Annotated in this window: 15 protein-coding genes; 9 read left to right on the top strand and 6 right to left on the bottom strand. The window is 66.9% G+C overall.

What is annotated here, in order from left to right; genetic code table 11:
- Window positions 1-3: 3 nt before the first annotated feature.
- Window positions 4-2,232, bottom strand: coding sequence for a 1,4-alpha-glucan branching protein GlgB (glgB, locus tag Q0309_RS16510; protein WP_299443824.1), 2,229 nt, complete (start codon window positions 2,230-2,232; stop codon window positions 4-6).
- A 214-nt stretch (window positions 2,233-2,446) separates the two neighbouring features.
- Window positions 2,447-2,773, bottom strand: coding sequence for a DUF2934 domain-containing protein (locus Q0309_RS16505; RefSeq protein ID WP_299443745.1), 327 nt, complete (start codon window positions 2,771-2,773; stop codon window positions 2,447-2,449).
- A gap of 354 nt (window positions 2,774-3,127) precedes the next feature.
- Here Q0309_RS16505 and Q0309_RS16500 point away from each other — a divergent pair, with 354 nt between their 5' ends.
- The 7 genes from Q0309_RS16500 to Q0309_RS16470 are packed head-to-tail and all read left to right on the top strand — an operon-like array spanning window position 3,128 to window position 9,422.
- Window positions 3,128-3,613 carry an SUF system Fe-S cluster assembly regulator gene (locus Q0309_RS16500; protein WP_299443742.1) on the top strand — a complete coding sequence of 162 codons (486 nt, stop codon included), beginning with the start codon at window positions 3,128-3,130 and terminating at the stop codon, window positions 3,611-3,613.
- Between the two features lie 50 nt (window positions 3,614-3,663).
- A complete protein-coding gene (gene sufB, locus Q0309_RS16495) occupies window positions 3,664-5,118 on the top strand; it encodes a Fe-S cluster assembly protein SufB (protein WP_299443739.1) in 1,455 nt (484 codons plus the stop codon).
- A gap of 56 nt (window positions 5,119-5,174) precedes the next feature.
- Window positions 5,175-5,936, top strand: coding sequence for a Fe-S cluster assembly ATPase SufC (sufC, locus tag Q0309_RS16490; RefSeq protein ID WP_366940650.1), 762 nt, complete (start codon window positions 5,175-5,177; stop codon window positions 5,934-5,936).
- Between the two features lie 26 nt (window positions 5,937-5,962).
- Window positions 5,963-7,279, top strand: a complete 1,317-nt coding sequence (gene sufD / locus Q0309_RS16485) for a Fe-S cluster assembly protein SufD (RefSeq protein WP_299443733.1) — start codon at window positions 5,963-5,965, stop codon at window positions 7,277-7,279.
- A gap of 5 nt (window positions 7,280-7,284) precedes the next feature.
- Window positions 7,285-8,535 carry a cysteine desulfurase gene (locus Q0309_RS16480; RefSeq protein WP_299443730.1) on the top strand — a complete coding sequence of 417 codons (1,251 nt, stop codon included), beginning with the start codon at window positions 7,285-7,287 and terminating at the stop codon, window positions 8,533-8,535.
- Between the two features lie 55 nt (window positions 8,536-8,590).
- Window positions 8,591-8,989, top strand: a complete 399-nt coding sequence (locus Q0309_RS16475; RefSeq protein ID WP_299443727.1) for an iron-sulfur cluster assembly protein — start codon at window positions 8,591-8,593, stop codon at window positions 8,987-8,989.
- 52 nt (window positions 8,990-9,041) lie between these two features.
- Window positions 9,042-9,422: an iron-sulfur cluster assembly accessory protein gene (locus Q0309_RS16470; protein WP_299443724.1), complete on the top strand. Its 381-nt coding sequence runs from the start codon at window positions 9,042-9,044 to the stop codon at window positions 9,420-9,422.
- A gap of 5 nt (window positions 9,423-9,427) precedes the next feature.
- Here Q0309_RS16470 and Q0309_RS16465 read toward each other — a convergent pair whose 3' ends face one another.
- From Q0309_RS16465 to lipB, 3 genes are all read right to left on the bottom strand, one after another.
- The gene (locus Q0309_RS16465; protein ID WP_299443721.1) at window positions 9,428-9,928 is read right to left on the bottom strand and encodes a PaaI family thioesterase; all 501 of its coding nucleotides are present in this window, start codon (window positions 9,926-9,928) and stop codon (window positions 9,428-9,430) included.
- Between the two features lie 70 nt (window positions 9,929-9,998).
- Window positions 9,999-10,496, bottom strand: a complete 498-nt coding sequence (locus Q0309_RS16460; protein ID WP_299443718.1) for a chemotaxis protein CheW — start codon at window positions 10,494-10,496, stop codon at window positions 9,999-10,001.
- Between the two features lie 133 nt (window positions 10,497-10,629).
- Window positions 10,630-11,313: a lipoyl(octanoyl) transferase LipB gene (gene lipB / locus Q0309_RS16455; protein WP_299443714.1), complete on the bottom strand. Its 684-nt coding sequence runs from the start codon at window positions 11,311-11,313 to the stop codon at window positions 10,630-10,632.
- Between the two features lie 43 nt (window positions 11,314-11,356).
- Here lipB and Q0309_RS16450 point away from each other — a divergent pair, with 43 nt between their 5' ends.
- Window positions 11,357-11,944 carry a DUF924 family protein gene (locus Q0309_RS16450; protein ID WP_299443711.1) on the top strand — a complete coding sequence of 196 codons (588 nt, stop codon included), beginning with the start codon at window positions 11,357-11,359 and terminating at the stop codon, window positions 11,942-11,944.
- A gap of 28 nt (window positions 11,945-11,972) precedes the next feature.
- Here Q0309_RS16450 and Q0309_RS16445 read toward each other — a convergent pair whose 3' ends face one another.
- The gene (locus Q0309_RS16445; RefSeq protein ID WP_299443708.1) at window positions 11,973-12,761 is read right to left on the bottom strand and encodes a DNA-binding response regulator; all 789 of its coding nucleotides are present in this window, start codon (window positions 12,759-12,761) and stop codon (window positions 11,973-11,975) included.
- Between the two features lie 220 nt (window positions 12,762-12,981).
- On the opposite strand from Q0309_RS16445, the gene lptG reads away from it, so the two are divergent.
- Complete coding sequence (lptG, locus tag Q0309_RS16440; protein WP_299443705.1) at window positions 12,982-14,079, top strand: LPS export ABC transporter permease LptG; 1,098 nt, start codon at window positions 12,982-12,984, stop codon at window positions 14,077-14,079.
- Window positions 14,080-14,092 lie beyond the last annotated feature (13 nt).

Here is a 14,092-nt window from a genome sequence, read left to right as displayed (position 1 = left end):
CTCCTATGCCGCGTCGTCGGGACGCAGCACGATCGTCGCCAGCGGCGGCAGCGTCAGCAGCAGGCTCTGCGGGTGACCGTGGCTTTCCTGCGGCAGCGTCACCACGCGGTCGTTGCCAACGCCGGAGCCGCCGAAGGCCTCGCTGTCGGTGTTCAGGATCTCGGAATACCAACCGGCGCGCGGGGCGCCGATGCGATAGTCTTCCCGCACGATCGGGGTCAGGTTGCAGACCACCAACACGAACGGGGCGTCGGCCGCGGTGCTTTCGCGCCGCACGTAGGCGATGATGCTGTTCTGGTAGTCCGTGCAGTCGATCCAGGCGAACCCGTCACTCTCGCAGTCGTGCACGTGCAGCGCCGGCAGGTCCCGGTACAGCCGGTTCAGTTCGGTCACCAGGGTATGCATCCGCGCGTGCCAGTCGATGTCCATCAGGTGCCAGTCGAGACTGGTCTGATAGTTCCACTCCCGGCCCTGGGCGAACTCGGTGCCCATGAACAACAGCTTCTTGCCTGGGTGGGTCCACATATACGCCAGATAGGCGCGCATGTTGGCGAACTGCTGCCAGCAATCGCCGGGCATCCGGCCCAGGATCGAGCGCTTGCCGTGCACCACCTCGTCGTGGGACAGCGGCAGGACGAAGTTCTCGTTGAAGGCGTAGATCAGGCTGAACGTCAGGTCGTTGTGGTGATAACAGCGATGGATCGGGTCCTCGCCGATGTAGCGCAGGGTGTCGTTCATCCACCCCATGTTCCACTTGTAGCCGAAGCCCAGCCCGCCCAGGTAGGTCGGCCGTGAGACCATCGGCCAAGCCGTGCTTTCCTCGGCCAGCGTGATGGCGCCGGGGAAGTGGCCGTAGACCAGTTCGTTCATGCGGCGCAGGAAGTCGATGGCCTCCAGGTTCTCGCGGCCGCCGTACTTGTTGGGGATCCAGTCGTCGCCCTCGCGGCTGTAGTCCAGGTAAAGCATGGAGGCGACGGCATCGACGCGCAGCCCGTCGATGTGGAACTTGTCGAGCCAGAACAGGGCGTTGGCCAGCAGGAAGTTGCGCACCTCGGTGCGACCGTAGTTGTAGATCAGGGTGCCCCAGTCCATGTGCCGGCCCTGGCGGGGGTCGGCGTGCTCGTACAGGTGCGTGCCGTCGAACCAGACCAGGCCGTGCGCGTCTTCCGGGAAGTGGCCGGCCACCCAGTCGATGATGATGCCCAGGCCGGCGGCGTGGCAGCGGTCGACGAAATAGCGGAAGTCGTCGGGCGTGCCGAACCGGCTGGTCGGCGCGAACAGGCCAATGGGCTGATACCCCCAGGAGCCGTCGAACGGATGCTCGTTGACCGGCAGCAGTTCGATGTGCGTGAAGCCCAGCTCGCTGACATAGGCCGGCAATTCCTCGGCCAGTTCGCGGTAGGTCATGGGGCGCGTTTCGCCGGTCTCGGCGTCCACCACCCGCTTCCACGAGCCGAGGTGGATTTCGTAGATGGACATGGGGGCCGAACGGTCGACGGTGGTCGCGCGCCGCTCCATCCAGTCCTGATCGGTCCAATCGTAGTCGCCCAGGTCGTAGACGACCGAGGCCGTGGCCGGCGGCACCTCGCAATAAAAGGCGTACGGGTCGGACTTCAGCGGCATCAGGTTGCCGTCGGCGCCGAGGATTTCGTACTTGTAGCGCGTGCCCTCCGGTACCTCGGGCAGGAAGATCTCCCAGACGCCGCAGTTGAGGTGTTTGCGCATGGGATGCTGGCGCCCGTCCCAGCCGTTGAAGTCCCCGACCACGCTGACCCGCTGGGCGTTCGGCGCCCACACCGTGAAGGCGGCGCCGCGCACGCCGGCCAGGGTCGCCATGTGGGCGCCCATCTTTTCGTAAAGCTTGAGGTGCGTGCCCTCGCCGATGAAGTAGGTGTCCAGTTCCCCCAGCACCGGCGGGAAGCTGTACGGGTCCCACATGTCAAAGGTCAATTCCGGGCTCGTGACCCTCAGCTTGTAGGCGAAGGTCTCCGTCGCGTCCGGAAGATCGGCGCCGAACAGGCCGGTTTCGTCGAGGCGTTCTGCGTCCGCCAGCACCGTCGATCCCTCAGGGTCGATCACCTGGACGGACACGGCCCAGGGCAGGAAGGCGCGCACGCACCGCCCCGTGGCAACCGTGCCATCGGCGCTGCCCGTGTGTTGTCCGAGGAACGCGAAGGGATCACCATGCCGCGCCTCGACGATGGCACGAACGGCGTCGGCGATGGGGCTCATCAGCATCGGGAATCGGTCTCCGGTTTGGTTTTTGTCGGGCTTTGCGAGGGCGCACCCGCGCGCCTGGGAGGAGCCACTCGGTACCCTCTGGCTCGGCCGCGCGGCCCGTATGGCGGTCGCGCCAAATCCCACACCGCACCAACAGGGTGGGGCGCGGTGCCTCATCCGTCAAGGGAAGGAAATGGGGCGGCGGGTCGCGCCGCCTCCCGGAGGATCAAGCGTCGTCCGTCTTCTTCCGGCGCGTGGCCCGCTTTTTCGGGGCGGCGTCGGCGTCGCCCTCCGCCGCCGTCTCGGCCTTCGCGGTGCGTTTGCGGGTGGCCTTGCGCGGGGTCGCCTCGGCCTCGTCCGACGGCGCGTCCTCGGTCTTTTTCGTGCGGCGCGTGGTGCGTTTGGGCTTGGGCGCCGCCTCGGCTTCGACCTCGGCCATGACTTCGGCGGTGGCCCGCGCCCAGTGTTCTTCCGACCGGCCGTCGGGGTGGCCTTCCTCTTCCCAGATCTGGTGGGCGCGCTGCCGGATACGCTCCTCGACGTCTTGCTGCATGGCCTTCCTCTTGATTGACGGACAGAGTGGGGTAAGTGGGGTCGTGGTGGTGTGGGCACGCCCCCACCCGGAGACCACGGTCACGGATGCTTGACCCGCTTTATCCTTGGGCCGCACGCGCTTTGCAACGGGTTATCGGCGCGCGCCTTGCCCGAAGCCGAGAGTCCCACTCCGGCATTGCAGTTTGGTCACACTCTAGCGGCCGATGGCCAACCGAACAGGAATCGTCGGGCAGGGCGTTTGAGTACCTTGAAAACCCGGCGCCGGGTGATTATCCAATTGAGACTGATTTGGTCCATATTGGGCTGGGCGGTCAGCCGGGTCGGTGATGGCGCGACGGATGGGGTGCGCAAGATGTTCAGAATTAACAAGTTGACGGACTATGCGGTCGTCCTGCTGGTGGACATGGCGCGGTCCGGGCGGGTGCGGGCGGCGCAACAACTGGCGGCCGAGACGGGCGTGCCGCTTCCCACCGTGGCCAAGGTGATGAAGGCGCTGGTGCGGGCCGGTCTGGTGCGCTCGGCGCGCGGCGCGAGCGGAGGTTATGTCCTGGCGCGGCCGGCCGACCGCATCGCCGTGGCCGACATGATCCAGGCGCTCGAAGGGCCGATCGCCATGACGGCGTGCGTCGAGACGGCGGAAGACGGCTGCGAGCGAGAAGGATTCTGCGCCATGGCCGGTCACTGGAACCGGGTCAACACGGCGGTCCGCAAGGCGCTGGAGGGCATCACGCTGGCGGACATGACGACCCATGCGGCGCTGCCGACCTGGGCCATGGCCAGCATGGCGTCGTCCGGTACCGGAGACGGACGGCAGAGCGTATCCATGGCGTCATCGTAAGGTGCGGGAGTTTTCGGGCGTCGCCCGTTTTTTGAATGGAGTTGAGCAGCATGGCGGCCACACAGGACACCATGGACCGGATCGCCGAGGTCTCGGGGGCCTATAAGTACGGGTTTGTCACGGACATCGACTCCGACAAGGCGCCCAAGGGCCTGAACGAGGACATCATCCGGTTCATCTCGGCCAAGAAGGCGGAGCCGGCGTGGATGCTGGAATGGCGCCTGAAGGCTTACCGCCATTGGCTGACCATGACCGAGCCGTCTTGGCAGAAGGTGGACTATCCGCCCATCGACTACCAGGACGCCTATTACTACGCCGCGCCGAAGGGCAAGGACGATGCTCCCAAGAGCCTCGACGAGGTCGATCCGGAGTTGCTGCGCACCTATGAAAAACTCGGCATCCCGTTGAAGGAGCAGGAGATGCTGGCCGGCGTGGCGGTGGACGCGGTGTTCGACAGCGTCTCGGTGGCGACTACCTACAAGAAGAAGCTGGAGGAGATGGGCGTCATCTTCTGTCCGATCTCAGAGGCGGTGCATCGCTTCCCCGAACTGGTGCAGAAGTATCTCGGCTCGGTGGTGCCGTACTCGGACAACTTCTTTGCCACGCTGAACTCGGCCGTATTCACCGACGGTTCGTTCGTCTATGTGCCCAAGGGGCTGCGCTGCCCCATGGAGCTGTCCACCTACTTCCGCATCAACGAGCGCAACACCGGCCAGTTCGAGCGCACCCTGATCGTCGCCGACGAGGGCAGCTACGTCAGCTACCTGGAGGGCTGCACGGCGCCGCAACGCGACGAGAACCAGTTGCACGCCGCTGTGGTCGAACTGGTGACCCTGGACGACGCGGAGATCAAGTACTCCACCGTGCAGAACTGGTACCCGGGGGACGAGACCGGCAAGGGCGGCATCTACAATTTCGTCACCAAGCGGGGCGCCTGCCGGGGCCGCAACTCCAAGATCATGTGGACGCAGGTGGAGACGGGCTCGGCCATCACCTGGAAGTATCCGTCCTGCATCCTGCAGGGCGACAATTCCTCGGGTGAGTTCTACTCGGTGGCCATCACGAACGGTGCCCAGCAGGCCGACACCGGCACCAAGATGATCCACATTGGCAAGAACACCCGCTCGCGCATTATTTCCAAAGGGATTTCCGCCGGCCGCGCCGACCAGACCTACCGGGGCTTGGTGCGCATGATGCCGAAGGCGGAAGGGGCGCGGAACTTCACCCAGTGCGACAGTCTGCTGATCGGCGACCGGTGCGGCGCGCACACGGTGCCCTACATCGAGAACCGCAACCCGTCGGCCCAGGTGGAGCATGAGGCGACCACCAGCCGCATCAGCGACGAGCAGCTGTTCTATTGCCTGCAGCGGGGCATCTCTGAAGAGGACGCCGTGGCCCTGATCGTCAACGGCTTCTGCAAGGAGGTGCTGCAGACGCTGCCAATGGAATTCGCCGTCGAGGCGCAGAAACTGGTGGGCATCAGCCTGGAAGGCAGCGTCGGCTGACCGGCCGCGCGCTCCCATCAAACGTGACCAAGGACGAGGACCGAACCGAGATGGCCCTGCTTGAAATCAAAGATCTGCACGCCAGCCTGGAGGACGACACGTCCAAGGCCATCCTCAAGGGCATCAACCTGACCATCAATCCCGGCGAGGTCCATGCCATCATGGGACCGAACGGCGCCGGCAAAAGCACACTGTCGAGCGTGATCGCGGGTCGGCCCGGCTATGTCGCCACCAGCGGCTCGATCCTCTACGACGGCGCGGACCTGATGGACATGGAACCCGACGAACGGGCGCGCGCCGGCGTGTTCCTGGCCTTCCAGTACCCGGTCGAGATTCCGGGCGTGGCCATGGCGACGTTCCTCAAGACGGCCCTCAACGCCCGCCGCAAGGCGCGCGGCGAACCTGACATTGAGGCTTTGGACTTCCTGAAGGCGATGAAGGCGAACGCCAAACGCCTGGGCGTGGCCGAGGACATGTTGAAGCGCCCGGTCAACGTCGGTTTTTCCGGCGGCGAGAAAAAGCGCGTGGAAATCCTGCAGATGGCCATGATGGAGCCGCGGATGTGCGTGCTCGACGAGACCGATTCCGGCCTCGATATCGATGCGCTGAAGATCGTCGCCGACGGCGTCAACGCCCTGCGCTCGCCCGAGCGCGGGATGCTGATCATCACCCACTATCAGCGCCTGCTGAACTACATCGTGCCCGACGTGGTGCATGTCCTGGCCGGTGGTCGCATCGTCAAGACCGGCGACAAGACCCTGGCCGAGACGCTGGAGGCGGAGGGCTACGCCGCCTTCACCGACGCCGCGGCCGCGTGACGGGACGAAAAGGGCTGAGTGCCATCATGACGGAAACCACCGATCTTATTCCCCGGACTCTGGATGCCGCCGCCCTGGGCGCGGACGAGCCGGCTTGGCTGGCCGACCTGCGCCGGGCCGGCCTGTCGGTCTACCGCGAACGTGGGCTTCCCACGGTGAAGGTGGAGGCCTGGAAGTACACCAACCTGTCGGGCCTGACGAAGATCCCGTTCACCCAGGATGACGGCGCCCTGGGTCCGTCGGACGGGGCCGGACGCGGCGCGCTCGACCTGCCGGACGTCCACCAAGTGATGCTGGTGAACGGCCGGGCCGTGTCGCTGCCGGGGGACCTGCCGGCCGGCGTGCGCATGGTGCGTCTGTCCCATCTGCTGGCCACGGAGCCGGAGACGGTGCGCCCGCACCTGGGCCAGATCGCCGACCTGTCGGACGCGCCGATGGGGTCGCTGAACGCGGCGCTGATGGGCGATGGCCTGGTGATCCTGGTGGCGCCCGGCGTGGCGTTGGACAAACCCATCCATGTCGTCTCGGTGACCGACGCCCCGGACGGTGCCCGGCACGTCCATCCGCGTCATCTCGTGGTGATGGGCGAGGGGGCCGACGCCACGCTCGTCGAAAGCCGTGTGACGGCGCCCGGGGCGGCCGAGAGCCTGTCCAACGCGGTGACCGAAATCCGCCTGGAGGCGCGCGCCCGGCTGCGGCACCTGCGGCTGGTCAACGTGGCCAGCGAGGCGGTGGATCTGGACCTGACGGAAACGACCCTGGACGCGGACGCCGCCTATGATGCGTTCACGCTGACCCTGGGCGGACGCCTGGTGCGCAACGAGGGCCGGGTGCGGCTGCGCGGCACCGGGGCCGAGGCGAGGCTGCACGGTGCCTATGGGGCGGCCGAGGGGCACCACATCGACACCACGCTGGTGGTTGACCACGCCGTGGCGGATGCCATCTCCGACCAGCACTTCAAGGGCGTGGTCGATGCCGGCGGCCGAGGCGTGTTCCAGGGCAAGGTGATCGTGCGCCGCGATGCCCAGCGCACCGACGGCAACCAGTTGCACCAGGCCCTGCTGTTGGCGCGTGGCGCCGAGGTCGATACCAAGCCGGAGCTGGAAATCTACGCCGACGACGTCAAGTGCAGTCACGGCGCCACCATCGGGGAACTGGACCCTGACCATGTGTTCTACCTGATGGCGCGCGGCATTCCCGAATCGGAAGCCCGGGCCCTGCTGGTCGAGGCGTTTCTCGACGATGTGGTGGAGGCCGTGCCGGAAGGTCCCCTGCGCGAGGCCTTTCTGGGCGCCGTGCGAGTCTGGCAGGCGCGCCGCCACGCCGCCACGTGGGAGGCCTGACGCCGATGGACGTTGCCACCAAGACCGCCGCCGTGCCCGCGTACGACCCGGAAGTCGCCCGCGACGACTTCCCCATCCTTGGCCGTCAGGTGCACGGCAAGCCCCTGGTCTACCTCGACACCGGGGCCTCGGCGCAGAAGCCGCGGCAGGTGCTGGAGGCCATGACCCGGGCGCACACCGAGTGCTACGCAAACGTCCACCGGGGGGCCTACTGGCTGTCGGAGACGGCGACCGGCCGCTACGAGGCGGCGCGCGAGACCGTACGCGCGTTCCTCAACGCGGCCGACGAGCGCGAGATCGTGTTCACCGCCAACGCCACCGATTCCATCAATCTGGTGGCCCACACCTGGGCGCGGTCGACCCTTGGTCCCGGGGACGCCATCCTGATCACCGAACTGGAACATCACGCCAACATCGTGCCGTGGCAGATGGTTCGGGAGGCAACCGGGTGCGACCTGCGCGTGGCGCCCATCACCGACGACGGTGCGCTGGACATGGCCGCGTTCGACCGCCTGCTGGACGAGCGGGTCAAGCTGGTCGCCGTGGCCCACTGCTCGAACGTTTTGGGGACCATCCTGCCCGTCGCCGACATCACCGCGCGCGCCCATGCCGTCGGCGCCCGTGTCCTGCTGGACGGCAGCCAGGCGGTCGTTCACGGGCCGGTCGATGTGCGGGCCATCGGCTGCGACTTCTACGCCTTCACCGGCCACAAGCTGTACGGTCCCACGGGCATCGGCGTGCTGTACGGCACGCTCGACCTGCTGGAGGCCATGCCGCCATGGAAGGGCGGCGGCGACATGATCGACTCCGTGACGTTCGAGAAAACCACGTATGCCCCGCCGCCGGCCCGGTTCGAGGCCGGCACGCCGCCCATCGTCGAGGCGATTGGCCTCGCCGCCGCGATCGACTATGTGCAGGCCATCGGCCGCGAGACGATCGCCGCGCACGAGGCCGACCTGCTGCGCTACGCCATGCAGCGGCTGGCCTCCATTGAGGGGGTGACCGTGCACGGCACCGCCGCGCACAAGGCGGCGGTGGTGTCGTTCAGCCTCGCCGGGGCGCATCCGCAGGACCTGGCCCTGCTGCTGGACCGTTCCGGCCTGTGCCTGCGCGCCGGGCATCACTGCGCCGAACCGCTGATGGCGCGCCTGGGCGTCAGTGGCACGATCCGCGCGTCCTTCGGCCTGTACAACACCCGCGCCGACATCGATGCGTTGATCGAGGCGCTGGATCGCGCGCGCGCGATCCTGATGTGAGTGAATGAAGGACCAAGACCCGCACACCGCAATGTCTTTGAGGGAAACCGCCGCCATGATGCCCCCTTACGCCATGCCCGCATCGACGGAGCCACCGCCGGAGGAAGGCTTCTCCGCCACCGCCGGAACACCGCTGACCGAGGGTGCCGAACCGGCGGGGGAGGAGGCCGTCGTGGATGCCCTGCGCTCGGTCCATGATCCGGAGATCCCGGTCAACATCTACGACCTGGGCCTGATCTACGAGATCGAGCCGAAGGGCCGGGGCGACTGGGACGTCGTCATGACCCTGACCGCGCCGGCGTGCCCGGTGGCCGGCGAGTTGCCGGGGCAGGTGGCCGAGGCGGTGGCCGCGACGCCGGGCGTCGGCATGGTGACGGTGACGCTGACCTGGGATCCGCCGTGGACGCCGGCCAACATGTCAGAGATCGCCAAGGTCGAGCTGGATATGTACTAAGTCGGGCCGGCCGGCAGCTTGTTGTGTCTGTTTTTGTATGGAAGGGCGTTTGATGACGACCACCACCTCCGACCGTCCCACCGACACCGCCCCGCCGGCCCGTCCGGCGCCCCTGACGCTGACCGCCGCCGCCGCCGCGCGCGTGCGCGACCTGATGGCCCGGGCCGGCAAGCCGGTGCAGGGCGTTCGCGTGGGCATCAAGAAGGCGGGATGCTCCGGCCTGCGCTATCAGGTGGAGTATGCCGAGGAGGCTGGCGCCTTCGAGGACGTGGTCGAGCGCGACGGTGCTCGCGTGTTCATCGATCCGATGGCCGTCATGTATCTGCTCGGGGCCGAGATGGACTACGAGGACACGAAAATGCAAAGCGGCTTCGTGTTCCGCAATCCGAACGCCACCAGTCAGTGCGGCTGCGGTGAAAGCTTCGCTGTCTGATCGGATCACGCCCCGGCCGGTTCGCGCGCGTCGGCCTGGGGTGGGGTCATGGACTCCGGCATCCGCACCGCCACCACGCGGCCCCGGGCGCACACGACGCCTTCGGCGGAGACCGTGATGGCGATAGAGGCCTTGCGCGGGCCGAGGGTCTCCACGTGACCGCGCAGCTCCAGCGGCCCGCCCAACGGCGTGGGGCGCAGGAAGTCCACATGCAACGACGCGGTCACGAAGCGCAATGCCGGCTCGCTGCCCATGACGCGCCCTTCCGCCCGGTACGAGGCGGCGGCGGCCGTGGCCGTGCCGTGGCAATCCACCAAGGAAGCGATCAGCCCCCCGTACACGAACCCGGGAATGGCGGTGTGATAGGGCAACGGCTCGAACTGGGCCACGGTTTCCTCACCGTCCCAGTAGCTTTTCAACTGGTGCCCATGCTCATTGAGACGGCCGCAGCCGTAGCAATGGCTCACGTCATCCGGGTACGATTCCTGAAACGCCCTGTCGCTCATGCCTGACCGTCCCTTGGTGTCCACATCTGGACCACCCCGTCCATCGAGATCGAGGGGGTGTCCTCAATGGTCACTCGAACTTCAGGAAGGCGTCGACGTCCATGACAACCATCAACTCCCCTTCCAGGCGCACCACGCCCAGGGAAACGGCTCGCCAGCGCGGGTCAAGCGTCGACGGGTTCGGTTCGATGGAGTCCAGCGACAGGCTGTGCACGTTGCCGACGGAGTCGACCATCATGCTGTAGAGTTCGTTGCCCTGCTCGATGGTCACGCACATGACATTCTTTTTCGGGTCCTTCGGCTTGGGCAGGCCGAGGCGCTTGCGGACCTCAATGACGGTCACGATGCGGCCACGCAGGTTGATCGCCCCGGCCACCTCGTTCGGCGCCAGGGGAATGCGGGCGATCTTTTCGGGGATCAGGATATCCTGCACGCGCTCCACGGGAATGCCGAAGAGTTGGCCGTGCACGTAGATGGTGACGAAGACCTGCTCCGCCGACACCTTGGCAACAGCGCTGCCCGTTCCGGCGGCGGCGCGATCCTGCGACGACTTGGCAACTTGAGTCATGGCTGCAACATCCGTTCTGGAGAGCCACGCGGGCGCGTGACAGAAAGCCCACGAAACTTTGCGCGTGCGGACCACCGTGTGTCAAGGCAAGGTCGCTGGTCGTGTCCAACGACGCCGCCACAACAGCCATAATTCAGGCGGAACACAGCGGGCGAGCGGCACCGAAGACTTCTGTGAAGGTTGCCCGCAATAGGGCGTCAACCTCGACCATGGTAACCTTTCGTCCCAGATCGAACAGGCTCGTCACGCCATGCTCGCGGATCCCGCACGGCACAATGCCGGCGAAGTGGCCGAGGTCCGGGTTGACGTTGAGGGCGACGCCGTGGAACGTCACCCACCGCCGCACACGCACACCGACGGCGGCGATCTTGTCCTCGCGTCCTGTGCCGCGTGGCACCCACAGGCCCACGCGGTCCGCGCGGCGCTCGGCGACGACATCGAGCTGGGCCAGGGCGCGGATCAGCCATTCTTCCAGGCGGTGGACGTGGCACCGGACGTCGCGATCACGCCGGCCCAGGTCCAGCAGGACATAGGCGACCCGCTGGCCGGGGCCGTGATAGGTGTACTGACCACCGCGCCCGGTGCGGTAGACCGGGAAACGATCGGCGATCACCAGATCCTCGGGGCGGGCGGAGGTTCCGGCCGTGTACACCGGCGGGTGCTCCAGCAGCCAGACCAGTTCCGGCGCCGTGCCGGCGCGGATGGCGGCGACGCGGGTTTCCATTTCGGCCACGGCGTCGGGGTAGGGGACCGGCTCCCGGCTCACCCGCCACTCCGGCTCGGACGTCTGGTACGATGGCTTTTTCGTCTGCCTCATGCGATGTGTGATCCCGGTTCCTTGACAGAAAAGGCGCCCGACCATGGCCGGTTCCGATGAGTCTCTCGATCCCTTGGCCGATGACCTGCTGGCGTTCTGGTTTGGAACACCGGACGATCCAGAGTATGGCGGGTTTCGCGACGTCTGGTTCGAGAAATCCGAGGCCTTCGACGCGGAGGTGGGCGCGCGGTTCGCCGAGGCCCATGCCCGCGCGGCGCGCGGGGAACTCGACGGCTGGGCGGTAACGCCAAAGGGGGCCTTGGCGCTGATCCTTCTGCTCGATCAGGTTCCGCGCAACATCCACCGGGGCACACCCCGGGCGTTCGCAACCGATGGCAAGGCCCTGGACGCCGCCAAGCAGGCGCTTCGTGACGGCCACGATACGGCTCTGACCCCGGTCGAGCGGCTGTTCCTGTATATGCCGTTCCAGCACGCCGAGGATCTCGTCGAACAGGAACGGTCCCTGACCCTGTACGACCGTCTGGGCATCGAGGGCGCGCAGAAGTCGGCCCACCGCCACCACGAGATCATCGCCCTGTTCGGGCGCTTTCCGCACCGAAACGCGATCCTGGGCCGCGACTCCACGCCCGAGGAATTGGCGTTCCTGGAGGAGCCGAACTCCTCGTTCTAATGCCCGTTTCGCCCGCCGACGCATGCGATCAGAGAATCCCGAATCGGGTGAGGGCCAGCGCCAGGTCGTCGCCGAATCGCGGCCCCTTCTTCAGCAGCGCCGCCCGTGGCGGCAGGTCCTTCAGTGCCGCGTGCCCCCACTCGTAGCTGGACAGAAGGGCGAACGGAATATCGCGCGTATGCGGCATGGCCGTGAAGGCGCAGGCCAAATCCACGCCCGTCATCTCGCCGATCTCCTGGCCGGCGATGATCAGGTCGGGGCGGGCGCGGAACGCCTGTTCGAACGCATCGAAGGGGATGCGGACGTTCGTGCTGCGCAGGCCGCAGGCAGCCAGTTCCCGCTCGACCAGGTGGGCGCCGGCGCGGTCCGGCAGGACCAGCAGCACCTCGACCGGGCGCGGGATGACGACCTCGAAGTCGATATCGAACGTGCGCTTGAGGGGCAGTTCACGCACCACGCGCGCGGTGGCCTCGGTGCCCTCCAACCGGCCCTCGAGCGCATCCTCCAGCCGGTCGGCGAAGAACCTGACGTCATCCAGGTGAACCGGCGTCAGATCGTCGAGCGGTCCGAGGTATTCATCCATGCGCCGAAGGAGCAGACGTGCGCTGGGCAGCACGCCGGACGGCGCCTGGGCGGTCAACGAGCGGATGATCTTACGCAAGGCGCCGGCGGCGGCTGGTCCGCTCGTCGCCCCGGAGCGCGCGTTCTCGATCTCCACCTCGACGCGGTTGAGGGCCTGACGGGCGTCGTCGCGGAACTCGGCCTCGATCTCACGTTCGATGTCTTCGGTGCTCGGGACGTGCATGGGGGCTGGCATGACGCACTTCCATTTCTTCGCGGTGCGGGAACCATGGTGCGCGTCACCATACCGCCCTGGAGGAGTGCCGCAAAGGCCCGAAAGCCGCTCCGAGCGCCAGGGCCGGACATCGGTACGCGGGTGTGCGGTGACAAGTCCGGCACCGGCGGTGTAAGAACGGCGCTCGGTGACCGCGCCTATCCTTCGCGGTCGCGATCGGCCCGCATTCGGAACCTTCGGCGTGCACCCAACTCTGACGACCTACATCGCGCGGCATTTCCTGATTGCCCTGGGACTCACCGTCCTGGTGGTGTCCGGCGTCATCCTGTTGTTTGATATCATTGAGTTGTTGCGGCGGACCGCCAAGGTGCCAGAGGCAACCCTGGGCTTGGTGGCGACGTTGGGCCTGCTTCGCCTGCCGCTGGTCGTGCAGACGGCACTGCCGTTCGTCTTTCTGGCGGCGGCCTTGATCTCGTTCTGGCGGCTGGCGCGGTCGAGCGAGCTGGTTGTGGTTCGGGCGGCCGGTGTGTCCGTGTGGCAGGTGCTGCTGCCCATGTTCGCCCTGGTGCTGGTCCTGGGGGTGATCAATGTGGGCGTGCTCAACCCGATCGCCGCCGCGCTGTACACCCAGTTCGAACGGGTCGGGAAGACGGTGGGTCTGGGCGCCGACAGCCCGTTCTCCCTGTCGCGCGGTGGGTTATGGCTGCGCGAGGCACGAGACGACGGGTACGTCGTGATCCACGCCCGCGAGGCCCGCAACGAGGACTCCGTCCTGCTGCTGAACGAGGTCATGGTCCTGAGTATCGGTCCCGACGACGTGCCGGACCGGCGCATCGACGCGCGATCGGGCCGGCTTGCGGACCAGGAAATCGTCCTCGATCAGGCGCTGATCTCGGTGCCGGGTCAGGCGCCCGAGCACCGGGACACCCTGGCCGTGCCCACCGAGTTGTCCGTGCCGGCCATTCAGGAGAAGTTCGCGGCGCCGGAATCCATTTCGTTCTGGGATTTGCCGGCGTTCATCGCCTTCTTTGAATCGGCCGGATTCTCGGCCGACGAGCACCGGATGCATTGGTACGCCCTGTTGGCCTCGCCGGCGATGCTGTGTGCCATGGTCCTGCTGGCCGCCGTGTTCGGGTTCAACTCAAGCCAACGGCGCGGCGGCTGGTTGTTCCGCGTGATCGGCTGCACGGTGACCGGATTCCTCGTCTACTTTTTTTCCCAGGTCACTTATACCCTGGGCCAGTCTCAGACGCTGCCGGTCGGTCTGGCGGCCTGGTCGCCAACCCTGGTCGCCGGCCTGCTGGGGCTGGCCGTGCTGTTCCATCTCGAGGACGGCTGAACGAAACGGTCCG

Origin of the sequence: uncultured Rhodospira sp., assembly GCF_937138205.1 — a bacterium.
Classification (GTDB): domain Bacteria; phylum Pseudomonadota; class Alphaproteobacteria; order Rhodospirillales; family Rhodospirillaceae; genus Rhodospira.
This window is presented reverse-complemented; position numbering and strand designations above follow the sequence as displayed.